This window comes from Pasteurella bettyae CCUG 2042, from assembly GCF_000262245.1.
GTDB classification, from domain to species: domain Bacteria; phylum Pseudomonadota; class Gammaproteobacteria; order Enterobacterales; family Pasteurellaceae; genus Basfia; species Basfia bettyae.
This window is the reverse complement of record NZ_AJSX01000040.1, coordinates 46,036-58,802: the sequence shown is the minus strand read 5'-3', so window position 1 is coordinate 58,802 and position 12,767 is coordinate 46,036. Positions and strand designations below refer to the sequence as shown.

Below are 12,767 nucleotides of genomic sequence, written 5' to 3'. Positions count from 1 at the left end.
GCTCTCCTTTCGTCAAGTTTCCTTTACATTATCATTATATCCACTACCACCCTCGTTGTCAAGTTTCCTTTACGCAAATTATATTTCTAACTCATTCCTCTTTACCTGTGTTAGTTGCTTTTCTTGTTCCTGTAACTGCTCTATACAGGTCTTAACTTTTTCAGCCTGTTCCACTTTCTCTCGTATCTTTAGTATTTGATTGTATAGGCTATTTTTCTCTTTCTTCATATTGGCAACTTCCGATTTCCATTTGGATACATTTAAGGTCTTGCTTTCTCCTAAATGCTTTTTGAGATATTTCTTGGCACTTTCAAATAAAATAATCTCTGCCGTATGTTCGTTGTAGAAAATATCTTGTTTGTTTTTCTTCAGCTTGATATAGGCTTTATAGGTGTCTTTATACTTCAAATAATTTTCGGCGTGGTCGATAAGCTGTACTTTACCATCTATTTTCTTTTCAGTATCTTTAATGGCTCTTGTGGTCTTGTAATTCTTATCTCTTAAAGTAACTATACTTTCTTTCAGTCCAGATAAGGAAATAATGTTTTTCTCTTTTAAGAATTGATAGCTTTCGATGTATTTTTCTAAATCTGTATTATGGTTATCTGCATTTTTACGGATAAGATTTTTAAAAACGGATAGCAAATTTTCTTTGGATGGGAGGGTAGATTTGAGATTATCAGTTTCTGTCTTTTCTTCTTTTCCTATTCCTCTTATCCAATTTAGTAAGGCTTTTATTCTTCTTGCAATCTCTTTTAATATCTTATTCTGATGTTTGATTTCTCGGTTGATATTTCCCCTGTCGGTAGTTATGCCTTTCTTTTCCATTTGGGTGGCTGATACGCCTAAATGAATGGTCGGTATTTGTTCTATGCCCTGTCTTTGATAAGAACGGTGATCTACTTTTTCCTGTATGCTGTTTTCTTCAAGATATTTGTTTGTAATATCTGCCCATGCTTTTCGCCAATGCTCTGCTTTGTCTTGTTCGTTCCAATCTACTGCATTTATTTTCCTTGTTTTGTAATTGCCGTTTTTGAGTTTTACTTTTTCTCCGTTTTCATCAAGGATATATTCCTTTTTTGATTTTGCTCCCCATGTTGTATCTTCATTTAGTGGTCGCATGGTAAGTAGGATATGTGCGTGTGGGTTTCCGTCATTTTTATCGTGTATAGCAATGTCGGCACACATACCTATTTTTACAAAATTTTCTTTTACATACTCTCTTACAAGCTCTATCTGTTTTTCTCTATTTAATTCTTTAGGCAATGCAATTTCTATTTCTCTTGCAAGCTGTGAGTTTTTACTTTTTTCTATTTTCTCGACACTGTTCCATAAGACAGAACGGTTTGAAAATTCTTCAGGTGCATTTTGCGGTAATAGAATTTCGGTATAGGCTATTCCGCCTTTTCTTGTAAAGTCATGGACTATTCCGTCATATTCGTTTTTTATCTTTTCGCCACTACGATAGGCGGAAGCTGCTACTGCACTTTTGCCTTTTCCTCTTGAAATAATCTTTATACTAAGATGATATATCGCCATAAGAAAAAACCTCCTCTCTTTTTTAATGTGGGGACGATGGCGATGATAAAGACTTACTAAAAAAAATCGGATTGCTTTTTATCCGATTTCTTTTGGGAAGTACACAAGGGGTAGGAAATTTATTTCCGTAGGGGAGTGTAGCTCCCCTGTATCAGCGTTAGCTGATATGCTCTCTGCAAGAGCCTTCGGAGAACGCACACACCCTTTAGGGTGTATAAGTGCGCCCTTGTCAACAAGGGACTATTTCTCTATCTCTGTTTCTTCCTCTTGTATTTCTGTAATTTTGTTTTCGCTTTGTTCTCGCTTCTCTATGATTTTTAAGATTTTTTGATTGATTGCTTCTTTGATAGTTGAAAATGAGATTAGTTGATAGAATTCATCTTTTGTAAAATCCTTGCTTTCGGTAAAGATACTTTCAAAGACTGCTCCTTTTTCATAAAGCCTTTTATCTCTCTTTTTTCTTTCTTCCTGTTTCTGCTGACTGATGAGCTTTTTTCTTTTGTTTTGTAACTGCTTAATTTCTTCTTCTGCCATTAAAATTTTTTCATCTATATTTTTCATTTTCTGTTTTCCTTTCTTCGTAATTTTGAGCAAAGAAAAAACAGTAAACCATTCTTTTTGTTTACTGTTTCGTAAGTTGATATATTATTACTTGTATTTAATTATTTTACTTCGACAAACTGAGATTTATAGTACTATCTTCTTCCATTTTCTGATTTTTGTTCTAAAAGATCCAAAAGGTGCAACCGTATTTACATGAATAAACTTATATACCTCCCATACTGCTATTTTAGTCGCTTCATCAGCCCATTTTTTCATATGCGGTTTAAACAATTCTTCCTCACTTAACGAATCAATCATTGCATAGATAGAATTAATATTTTCATTTAATTTGGATTTCAACTCTTGTAAGGATAAATGAGCGTAAGTATCCGTAAACCACTGATATAATTCACCAAGTTGATTCCATTTAAATTCGTCCGATGGTGTCTTTACTTTAAGTCCCTTTCTTTCATCTTTCTCCCATTTAAGAAGTAAGGTTGTCCATCCCACTTGATAAGCAAGGTTTTCTGCGGGAGTTCTATCAACTTCATCAACTCTCTTATCTTTTAAGGTTTCTGGTATATTATCAAATTCTGAAATATATTTTTTAAATGTTTTATTTATTTCAGTCTTGAGTTCTTCTTTATTTTCGTATGTTCGCAAAAAATCACCTCCACAACTTCTTATTTTTCTCTCTGAATAATTAATAATATTATACCATTTTTAAGCCAGTTTTTCTATCTCCTCTTTCTGTGGCACTTGACAGTTGCCTATAAAGTTAAAATAAACATCAACCTGTTGTTTTCTGTTTTTGCCTTTTCTTCCCCCTGTCGCTTCGTGGACTACTACTTTTTCAATATACTCGTTTATCATTGGTACTGTCAGTTCCTCAATATCTGTATACTTTTCTATCATTTTTAGAAATTTATCGGTGTCAACTTTCCTCTGATGATAGCTTTCTATTTCTTGTTCAAAATACTGTATTTGTTTCTCTAAATCTTGTTGCTCCATATCATAGGTATTAAACAATCTATCAAAGTGTTTTACAGGAATTTTCCCAAGTGCATGGTCTTCATATAGCTTTGTAATAAGGGTTGTTAGTTCTGCATTTCTTGATGACAGTTTTTCTAACTTCTCTTTATCTCCTTGATACTTTTCTTCTTTTTTTTCATCGGATAATCTATTCATCACTTTTAGAAATTCTTGCTTTTCTTCTTTGGCAAAGTCTGTGATTTCTTTGATTGATTTTAGAAGAATTTCATTTACTGTTTTTACTTTGATGTAGTGCATACTGCAAGTGCCTTTTCTGTGTCTATAATGTTGACATACAAAAGAGTAATCACTATCGTATTTCTTTTCTTTGTGTTCTGCCGGCTCTCTGTAACTTAACTTTCCTCCACAATCTGAACAGATTAAAAGCCCTGTAAAGGGGTGTGATGTTGTTCCATACTTTGGACTTCTTCTCACTGTTTTTCTTAGCCTTTGGGCGTTATTCCATGTTTCTTCATCAATGATGGCTTCATGGGTATTTTTGAAGATAATGAGTTCATCTTCTTTCGCCTTTCTTCGTTTTTTGGTTTTGTAATCAAGGCATATTGTTTTACCAAGTACGGTGTGTCCCATATATTCTTGCTTTTCTAAGATATAGCCTACTGTGGTCGGTGTCCAAAAATACGGGTCTTCTATTCCTCTTTTCTTGGAGCTATGATTATTTTCGGGATAATGTATTTCTGCATAGGCTGATGGGATAAGGACTTTATCTTTGGTTAGTATATCTGCTATCTGTGTTACTCCATATCCCTCTATTACAAGTCTGTAAATGCGTTTTACGACCTTTGAACTCTCTTTATCGACAAGTAGCTCCTGTTTGTTCTTAGGGTTTCTATAATAGCCGTATGGTACGCTTGGTGATACTCTTTTACCCTCTTCCATTCTTGCTCTGAAGATGGATTGTATTTTTCTTGATGTATCTCTTGCATACCATTCGTTCATGATATTTAGAAATGGAGTAAAGTCGCTTTCTGCTTGTTTTTCGCTGTCTATTCCGTTATTGATGGCGATAAACCTTACTCCCTTTTCTTTGAACAGTATTTCGGTGTAAAAACCTACTTTGAGGTAATCTCTGCCAAACCTACTCATATCTTTTACTATCACAGTAGATACTTTGTTTTCTTCTACTGCTTTTATCATTTTTTGAAATCCCTCTCTATCAAAGGTTGTTCCGCTTACTCCGTCATCGGTATAGTGATAGATATTTACAAAGCCGTTTCTTTTCGCATAGCTTTCAAGTAGCTGCTTTTGATTGGTGATGGAATTGCTTTCTCCTTGCATTTCATCATCTCGACTTAAACGCTCGTAAAGGGCTGTTTGTCCTGTTCTTTTCATATTTGACACGAGAATTACCTCCTTTCCAAGTTTTTTTATTTTCTCTGTCCTTAAAAGGTTAATCCTTTCGGGGCGGTGTTGGTGCAGTATGCAGGGTCAAAATTTGAAAGTCTTGATAGCACCGACATTATCCAACAACGCCGCAAAGTGCTGATTGCCCTCACGGTGATTGCCCGCAGTCAACACGATGATACAGGGGCGTTGGAAATGCTCGACCAGTTACGGCTGGCGATTGTGGGATTTAAGCCGACCAATTGCACCGCTTGTCATTTGATTAGCGAAGAATTTGCAGGCGAAGACAGTGGGCTGTGGCAATACCAACTGATTATTCAAACCGAAACATGGCAGGTGGAAGCACGAGAAGCGGTCAATTCTGCCCCGAAATTTGCACATTTAATTAAACGCTCAACCACGCAACCGTTAGATACACGGTTGAAAACCAAACAAGGAGAATAATATGGCAGTAGCCTTTCACCACGGTTCGGAAACCGAACGTATTAACGGTGGTACAGTCGCTATCCGTCAAATTGACGGGGCGATTATTGGTTTGGTTGGCACAGCACCGATTGGCGCGACCAATGAAATTACCCTGTGCCAAACCTCAAAACATTTTGCGCAATTCGGCGATCTAGTAGATAAAGGTTATACCATTTGTGATGCACTAGATATTATTAAGCGATATGAAGCAGGTACAGTATATGTAATTAACGTATTAGACCCCAAAAAACATCGCACTACGGTAACAGATGAAGTATTAACACAAAATGCTGATACGCTTATTGCACAAACTCAGAAAGCAGGCTTAATTGAGTTAACCATTAAATCAGGTACAACTGTATTAAGTGCCGGTAAAGATTACACTGCTAATTTATTAACTGGTGAAATCACCTTTATGCGTGCAAAAACAGAGCTTAAAGCAACCTATGTTTATGCTGATCCAACGAAAGTGACAGAGGGTGATGTGCGAGGCGGAATTGAGTCAACCACAGGTAAGCGCACAGGCTTTGAGTTACTCAAAATGGGTTTTATCGAATTTGGGGCTGATGCCAAAATTGTGATTTGTCCTCAATTTGACCAACAAGCAGGCGTAATGACATCGCTTGCCACCATTGCGGATAAGCTCAATGCGATTGCTTATATCAATGCACCGAAAGGTACCACACTTTCACAAGCAGTGGCTGGGCGTGGCAGTAATGGTACCATTAACTTTCACACCAGTTCTGACCGAGTGCATCTCTTTTACCCACACGTTATTGGTGAACGTGGTACGTTAGAAAGCCTTGCCACACACGCTGCTGGCTTGCGTATGAAAATCGATGTAGAGCACGGCTATTGGTACTCTACCTCGAACCGTGAACTCAAAGGTGTGCAAGGTGTAGAGGTTAAGTTGACTGCGCGTGTGAACGACGTGCAAAGTGAAACCAACCAGCTTAACTCCCGCGGTATTACTACCGTATTTAATAGCTATGGAACGGGCTATCGCTTATGGGGCAACCGCTTAGCCGCTTACCCAACCAGCACCCATATCAGCCAATTTGAAGTGGTACAACGCACGGCAGACTTGATTGATGAAGGCATTGCTCAGGCAGAATTACAATACGTAGATCGTCCAATTGATGAGGCTTTACTAGATAGCCTACTCGGTACGATTGAAACCTATATGGGAACACTCAAATCCATTGTGGGTTATAGTGTATCTCTTGACCCTGATGCGGACTTGTTAGATGCCTTTAGCCAAGGATTAGTACCATTACAATATGACTTTACGCCGAAAATCCCTGCAGAACGTATCCGCAATAAGAGTGTGGTAACGCGTAAATATCTCGTGAATTTAACTAGCCGTGGAGGTCAATAATGAGCGGTGTCGCAATTAACAAAATTGATAATGCCAATGTGTACATCAACGGCAACAGTTTTTTAGGCAAGGCAAAATCCATCAAGTTGCCAGAATTTGAAGTGGAAATGACCGAGCATAAAAATTTAGGTTTGGTAGGCACATTAAAACTACCAAGTGGCGTGAATGCCCTTGAAGGGGAAATTGTGTGGGACGGTTTTTACCCTGAGGTTGCCGCCATTGCTAACAATCCTTACCGCACCGCTCAATTACAAGTGCGTGCCGATGTCAGCGTGTATAACGCTGCAGGACGTGCAACTGAGGTGCCATTGGTAATGATGTTAAACTGCAACTTCAACAAAGCGCCACTGGGTGAATATAAGCCTAAAGAGAATTCAGAATACGCAATGACTTATCAAGTCAGTATGGTTAAGCAGATGATTGATGGTAAAGAAGTGTTATATTTTGATGCCTTCAGCAATAAATGGCGCGTTGCAGGGCAAGATATTTTAGAAACCTACCGCAAAAATATCGGGCAGTAATTTCTTTAAAGCAGTTTAAACGACCTTTAAACATAATTTAAGTAAACTCCTTTGTGAAAGTTAAACAATCTCACAAAGGAGTTTTTTTATGTCTGAAATTATTGTCGCTCTTGATTTTCCAATTCAAGATGGGGAAGGTAAAACCATCACTGAATTAAAAATCCGCCGTCCAAAAGCGAAAGATATTCGCAAGATGAAAGGCAACACAGATATTGAGCAAAGTATTAGCCTACTTTCAATTGTGACAGGTTTAGTACCTGAAGATTTAGACGAGTTAGATATTGCCGACTTTAAACGTGCGGCAGAAGTGGTTGAAAAAATGCAAAAGGGAAAGTTGAGCTAACGGTACTCGATGTGGCTTTAGCAGACTTGGCATTTTGGTTTGGATTTTCGCATTCAGAACTGGAAGAAATGACGCTTGATGATATTGAACGGTGGCTCACACAAGCCCAACGGCAGATAAAAGCTAATTACACCAAAGCCGCTATTTAAGCGGCTTTGTTTTTAGATGGAAAAGTAAACTCGAATGCAGTATCGAATAATCGGGAGAAAAAGGCAAAAGCAAAGTAAGCCATTATGAGCAAGGTATTGATGATGACGGTAATGAAAAATGCCAATGCAATATAGCCTAATCCACTTAGCCAAGAAGTCATTAAGCCATTTTGCCAAAAGGCGTAAGTCAAAACACCAAAAAGCCCAAGCATAAATAGACCGTAACAGAACCAAAATGCGGATTCAAACATACCTTCTTTTTGTTTTTCCATATCTACCCCTTTTCAAAATAAACAAGGACACTATAAACGATGGCAAGTAATCTTTCAATCGCCTTGATGATTGGTGCAAGTGTAGGCGGTGCAATGGCTGGCATTAAACGCCTACAAAACACGCTGCATACTTTAAGAGATAGTACACTCAGTACAACAGCTAAATTAAAAAGTTTGGCCGGCACAACGGCATTGGGATTAACCGGCTCAATCTCTGGCATTAAAGCAACAAGTGGTATGGTAATGAATATTGCCGATCCTGCAATTAAATTTGAAAGTGCTATGGCCGATGTGAAAAAGGTTGTGGACTTCAAATCGCCGGAAGGGTTCGCAAATCTCTCCAAAGATATTCTCCACCTTACCCGCACTTTGCCAATGACAGCCGAAGAATTGGCTGCGATTACCGCATCAGGTGGCCAGCTTGGTGTAGCAGAAGAAGATCTCAAAGAATTCACGACCACGATTGCTAAAATGTCGGTGGCATTTGATATGTCAGCCCAAGATAGTGGCGATGCAATGGCAAAATTAGCGAATGTGTACAAAATCCCGATTAAAGACATTGGCAATTTAGGTGATGCTATCAATGAGCTATCCAACTCCAGCCCAGCAAAAGCTAGTGATATTGTCAGCACGCTTGGACGAATTGGTGGAGTGGCAAAACAATTTGGACTTACCGAAAACGCTGCTGCAGCCCTTTCAAATAGCTTTGTTTCATTAGGCAAAACTCCTGAAGTAGCTGGTACCGCTATTAACGGTATGCTCACCAAATTGATGACGGCAGATAAAGGAGGGAAAAAATTCCAAGCTGCTCTTAAGTCAATGGGCTTAAATGCTAAAGATTTGAAAAAAGCGATTGGACAAGATGCTCAAGGGGCATTAACCAGCTTTTTAAAACAGATCCAAAAACTGCCCAAAGAGAAACAAATGGGGGCATTGGTAGATTTATTCGGCTTAGACTACGCTGATGATGTTGCTGTGCTTGCAGGTAATGTGGAAGTATTAGAGAAAAGCCTAAAAACGTTGCAAAACACAGATGAAAATGGCAAAGCTAGTTATCTTGGCTCAATGGGGAAAGAGTTTGCTGCTCGTGCAGAAACCACAGAAAATGGTTTGCAGTTGTTGAAAAATAGTGTATCTGAATTTTGGACGACATTAGGTGCGAAATTGCTCCCAGTGATTAACACTGTTGCAGGCAAGCTAGGCAAAATGGTGCATTGGATAACGGATTTAATCACACAAAATAGTTGGCTTGCTGACACGATTATTTATTTAGGTGGCGCGGTAGCTGGGCTGTTTACTGGCTTTTCGGCTTTAACTGCCATAATTGGTGGTTTAAGTATGGGCTGGGTAGTAATGAGTAAGCCTATCTTTAAAACGATAGGTGTTATTCGGGCAGTTTTAGGTTGGGGGCGGCAACTCATTACATTATTTTCAGTACTAGGTGTAAAAGTATTAGATATTGCAATCACTTTTGGAAAAGGTCTTTTGATGATGAGCCGAGCTTTGCTCGCCAACCCCATCGGCTTAATTATCACAGGCATCGCGGTTGCGGCTTACTTAATTTATGACAACTGGGAACCTATTTCTGCGTGGTTTGCAAATCTTTGGACAAATGTAACCGCTTATTTCCAAAGTTTTTGTACGTGGGTGCAAGGTATTTGGGATGGTGCGACTGAATGGGTGTCAAGTGCGTGGTCGGGTGTTTCGGATTATTTCGGACAACTGTGGGACGGTATTACTAGTTTTTTCGATTCAGGCATCGGCAACATTACTGCCACTATTCTCAATTGGTCGCCACTTGGCTTATTCCAGCAAGTTTTCTCTACCGTGCTTTCTTGGTTTGGGATTGATGTACCAAGCAAGTTTACCGACTTCGGCAAGAATATGATTGACGGTTTAGTCAATGGGATTAAAAACGCTTGGGAAGGAGCGAAAAAGATTGTCTCAGACTTAGGCGACGGCATTAAGGGCTGGTTTGCAGAAAAACTCGGTATTCACTCGCCAAGCCGTGTTTTTAAGGGCTACGGGGTAAACGTGGTGGAAGGCTTGGCAATCGGTATGGATAAAGCCCAACCGTTAGCTCAAAAAGCCAGTGATAACTTATCTGATGCAGTGAGTTTTGATGGTGCGACCAAAGGTAGCTTACTTGCTAACTATCAACCACTGAATAGAAACGCTGTTACCAATAGTGAAATCAATCAAGGTGGCATTGTGGTGCATTTTAGCCCTCAAATTACCGTAACCGGTAATGCGTCACAAAGTGTGACTGACCAGTTACAAAGCGCATTAAAAATGGGGGCATATGAGTTTGAGCAATTACTCAATCGCGTGTTAGACCAACGACAACGGGGGCTTACTAATGTCAAATTATGCACTTTTAGGCAATATTGCCTTTGATTTACTCTCTGCCCCAACGGGTTTTGACGAAAGCCGTTCTGCAGTATTTGCTGAACACGAGGTGCTTTCGGGCAAACCGAAATTGCAAGCCATGGGCATGGCATTAACGGATGTCACATTACAGTTACAACTACATCATCAACTTGCGCCCGTAGAAAATCGCTATCAAGCCTTACTCACAGCGCAAGAAAGCCAAGAGGCTTTGGCATTGGTCTTTGGTTTCTCTAAATTCAAAGGACATTTTGTCATTACAGACGTTACCAGCACGGTATTGTTCACCGATGGGAAAGGCAATGCGCTTGCCCGTGATGTTAGCTTAACTTTACGGGAATTTGTGGGCAATCCACAAGCAGGGATTTTAGGTGCGGCATTATCGTTAGCCGATAATTCACCCCTCGCCTCGATTGTACCAAAGGGCTTAAGCAATTTTGTTAGTCAAGCCAATCAACTAATGAGCAAAGGCATTGCCGTGGCACGTCAGGTTAAGCAAGTGGTGGCAGATGTCAAAAGTGCGGTCGAAATTATGAAGCATTTAAAAGATAACCCTCTGGCAGCCCTGTCTGAAATTTCAGGCATTGTGAATACGTTAGGCGGTTCTTTTGGGGGCTTAGCGGAAATGGTCGGTTTGGGCAATGCTTTTGCAAGTCTTACCGAAGGTGTGCGAGGTGCTGCGGGATTTATGCAAGATTTAACCACCCTTTCAGGGCATTTAAACACGGCTTATAGCCTATTTAAATCAGGCATCGAAGGCGATGAGTTGGGCGAATGGTTTGACTTAGGTGTAAAAGCGATTGAATCTGCCGATTTAGTTTCCGAATCCCTTGCAAAAAATTCGGCAAAAATGACCGCGTGGATTGCGATTCGTGCTGACAGCGGGGAGGATAACGATGAGTAACGCCATTATTTTACACACAGTTAAACAGGGTGAACGTTGGGATAACCTTGCTTATCATTATTATGGCACGGTCAACGAAATCAACCGCTTGATTGATGCCAATCCGCATATCCCCTTTTGTGAAATGTTGCCAATGGGCGAAACTTTAAAAGTGCCTGTGCTAGAGGTGAAAACCACCGACAACAGTGATTTGCCGCCGTGGTTGCAAGGAGATAACTAATGCAAGTGCAATCCCCTGATTTTGAATTGCTGTATGAAGCCAAACAAATTACCCAATATGTGAAGCCGAATTTGTTGCGACTCACTTATACCGACTATCTCTCTGACCAGTCGGACGAATTACAAGTGGAATTTGAAGATATTGAACGCAAATGGGTCGGCAGTTGGTTTCCCACTCAAGGCGATAAATTAAGTTTGCAACTAGGTTACAAAGGCGAGCCGTTAGTGAATTTAGGTAGTTTTGAGCTGGACGAAATCGAATGGCAATGGTCGCCTAATAGTGGTTCTGCCGTTGCGCTTAAAGCCTTAAGCACAGGCGTAACCAAGTCTAACCGAACACTTAAACCGAAATCTTATGAAAACACCACGCTTGCCAATATTGTGAGAACTGTAGCAAAACGGTTAAAACTGAAGGTAACGGGAACAGTGGCTGATATACCCATTCAGCGCGCGACTCAATATCAAGAACGGGACGTGGAATTTTTAACTCGGCTGGCGCACGAATACCACCACAGCTTTAAAATTGTCAATCAAACGCTGGTTTTCACGACTATGGCAAGCCTTGAAGCACGCCAACCCGTTGCTGTGATTGATTATAGTGAGGTAAAAAATTTACGCTTGCGCGACCGCATTAAAGACACGGTTTCAAAAGTGGAGGTTTCAGGCTTTAATCAGCACGAGAAGAAGGCATTAAAATCCACTAAAAAGCACAAGGCAAAACGCCCAAGTAAAAAGCAAGCTGCTGCAAATAGTGCGGACACGTTGAAAATTGTGACCCGCGGCGAAAGCCAAGTGCAAATCAATGCGCGTGCTGATGCTGCGTTAGCTGAAAATGATGACCAACAAGCGGGCAACATTACCGTGATTGGCAACCCAAAACTGGTGGCCGGCAATACCATTTGGCTGACGAATGTCGGTATGTTTAGCGGTAAATACTTAATCAAGCAAGCACGCCACACGGTGGACAAACGGCAAGGCTACACCACCGACCTTGAAATCAAAATGATTGAATTTAGTGAGGAATTACCAAAAGATGAGAAAGCAGCAACCCACGCATAATTTTGGTGCAACTTATCAGGAAGGTATTGTCAGCCAAGTTGATCCAAAAACACACCGTATCAAAGCAACCATTCCTGCTCTTGAGGATTTTGAAACGGCGTGGCTGGCTTACCTTGTCCCCAACGCAGGCGGCAATCAATTTTACTGCCTGCCTGATCTCGGTGAGTTGGTGGCAATTTTGCTCGATGCACGCGGTGAAAGCGGTTGTGTTTTAGGGGCAATTTACAATGCACAAGACCCTGTGCCTGTTACAAATAGTGAAATGTGGTTACATAAATTCAGTAATGGGACTGAAATTGCCCACAACCGTAAAACAGGTGATGTCGTGGTAAAAACCTCAGGTACGGTAACGGTTACTGCAGGCAAGGCGGTGGTGAATGCCGAAACCGAAATCAATGGCGACACCACCATCAATGGCAAATTACATGCTAGTGGCAACATTACCTCGAGCAAAGAGGTGTCTGCGCCAAGTGTTAAACAAGGTTCTGTTTCACTTGGTTCTCATGTTCATAGTGGCGTCCAAGGTGGTCGAGACACTTCCGGTAAACCCCAGTAATTCTTTAAATTAGTTTAAAATCCCTCTCCATTCA

15 protein-coding genes are annotated in these 12,767 nt (G+C 40.3%); 10 read left to right on the top strand and 5 right to left on the bottom strand.

Annotated elements, in window-relative coordinates; translation table 11 throughout:
• Positions 1-78 precede the first annotated feature (78 nt).
• The 4 genes from mobQ to HMPREF1052_RS08480 form a co-directional block, all read right to left on the bottom strand.
• On the bottom strand, positions 79-1,539 hold the full coding sequence (gene mobQ / locus HMPREF1052_RS08495) for a MobQ family relaxase (RefSeq protein WP_005761334.1): 1,461 nt from the start codon (positions 1,537-1,539) through the stop codon (positions 79-81).
• Positions 1,540-1,779: 240 nt separating this feature from the next.
• Positions 1,780-2,100 carry a DUF3847 domain-containing protein gene (locus tag HMPREF1052_RS08490; RefSeq protein WP_005761264.1) on the bottom strand — a complete coding sequence of 107 codons (321 nt, stop codon included), beginning with the start codon at positions 2,098-2,100 and terminating at the stop codon, positions 1,780-1,782.
• Positions 2,101-2,226: 126 nt separating this feature from the next.
• On the bottom strand, positions 2,227-2,745 hold the full coding sequence (locus tag HMPREF1052_RS08485; protein ID WP_005761288.1) for a ClbS/DfsB family four-helix bundle protein: 519 nt from the start codon (positions 2,743-2,745) through the stop codon (positions 2,227-2,229).
• A 60-nt stretch (positions 2,746-2,805) separates the two neighbouring features.
• On the bottom strand, positions 2,806-4,467 hold the full coding sequence (locus HMPREF1052_RS08480) for a recombinase family protein (RefSeq protein ID WP_231284631.1): 1,662 nt from the start codon (positions 4,465-4,467) through the stop codon (positions 2,806-2,808).
• Between the two features lie 75 nt (positions 4,468-4,542).
• Here HMPREF1052_RS08480 and HMPREF1052_RS08475 point away from each other — a divergent pair, with 75 nt between their 5' ends.
• The 5 genes from HMPREF1052_RS08475 (at position 4,543) to HMPREF1052_RS08455 (ending at position 7,335) form a co-directional block, all read left to right on the top strand.
• Complete coding sequence (locus HMPREF1052_RS08475) at positions 4,543-4,923, top strand: Gp37 family protein (protein WP_005761307.1); 381 nt, start codon at positions 4,543-4,545, stop codon at positions 4,921-4,923.
• A gap of 1 nt (position 4,924) precedes the next feature.
• Positions 4,925-6,322, top strand: a complete 1,398-nt coding sequence (locus HMPREF1052_RS08470) for a phage tail sheath family protein (RefSeq protein ID WP_005761378.1) — start codon at positions 4,925-4,927, stop codon at positions 6,320-6,322.
• Positions 6,322-6,843, top strand: a complete 522-nt coding sequence (locus tag HMPREF1052_RS08465; protein WP_005761327.1) for a phage major tail tube protein — start codon at positions 6,322-6,324, stop codon at positions 6,841-6,843. The genes HMPREF1052_RS08470 and HMPREF1052_RS08465 overlap by 1 nt, the downstream gene beginning before the upstream one ends.
• A gap of 88 nt (positions 6,844-6,931) precedes the next feature.
• Positions 6,932-7,186 (top strand): phage tail assembly protein, encoded by a 255-nt coding sequence (locus HMPREF1052_RS08460; RefSeq protein ID WP_005761273.1) that lies wholly within the window; start codon positions 6,932-6,934, stop codon positions 7,184-7,186.
• Positions 7,187-7,197: 11 nt separating this feature from the next.
• Positions 7,198-7,335, top strand: coding sequence for a GpE family phage tail protein (locus HMPREF1052_RS08455; RefSeq protein ID WP_005761392.1), 138 nt, complete (start codon positions 7,198-7,200; stop codon positions 7,333-7,335).
• Here the strand turns inward: HMPREF1052_RS08455 and HMPREF1052_RS08450 are convergent.
• Positions 7,332-7,607, bottom strand: a complete 276-nt coding sequence (locus HMPREF1052_RS08450; RefSeq protein WP_005761344.1) for a hypothetical protein — start codon at positions 7,605-7,607, stop codon at positions 7,332-7,334. The two genes, HMPREF1052_RS08455 and HMPREF1052_RS08450, sit on opposite strands and share 4 nt — an antisense overlap.
• A 39-nt stretch (positions 7,608-7,646) precedes the next feature.
• Between HMPREF1052_RS08450 and HMPREF1052_RS08445 the strand changes: the two genes are divergently transcribed.
• Genes HMPREF1052_RS08445 through HMPREF1052_RS08425 form a run of 5 tightly spaced genes read left to right on the top strand, consistent with a single transcriptional unit; the run spans position 7,647 to position 12,733 of the window.
• Positions 7,647-10,004, top strand: coding sequence for a phage tail tape measure protein (locus HMPREF1052_RS08445; RefSeq protein ID WP_005761353.1), 2,358 nt, complete (start codon positions 7,647-7,649; stop codon positions 10,002-10,004).
• Positions 9,967-10,899 carry a phage tail protein gene (locus tag HMPREF1052_RS08440; RefSeq protein WP_005761271.1) on the top strand — a complete coding sequence of 311 codons (933 nt, stop codon included), beginning with the start codon at positions 9,967-9,969 and terminating at the stop codon, positions 10,897-10,899. The genes HMPREF1052_RS08445 and HMPREF1052_RS08440 overlap by 38 nt, the downstream gene beginning before the upstream one ends.
• Positions 10,892-11,119: a tail protein X gene (locus HMPREF1052_RS08435; RefSeq protein WP_005625313.1), complete on the top strand. Its 228-nt coding sequence runs from the start codon at positions 10,892-10,894 to the stop codon at positions 11,117-11,119. The genes HMPREF1052_RS08440 and HMPREF1052_RS08435 overlap by 8 nt, the downstream gene beginning before the upstream one ends.
• Complete coding sequence (locus tag HMPREF1052_RS08430; protein WP_005761265.1) at positions 11,119-12,177, top strand: phage late control D family protein; 1,059 nt, start codon at positions 11,119-11,121, stop codon at positions 12,175-12,177. Before HMPREF1052_RS08435 ends, HMPREF1052_RS08430 begins: the two co-directional genes overlap by 1 nt.
• The gene (locus HMPREF1052_RS08425; RefSeq protein ID WP_005761325.1) at positions 12,152-12,733 is read left to right on the top strand and encodes a phage baseplate assembly protein V; all 582 of its coding nucleotides are present in this window, start codon (positions 12,152-12,154) and stop codon (positions 12,731-12,733) included. Before HMPREF1052_RS08430 ends, HMPREF1052_RS08425 begins: the two co-directional genes overlap by 26 nt.
• Positions 12,734-12,767: the final 34 nt, after the last annotated feature.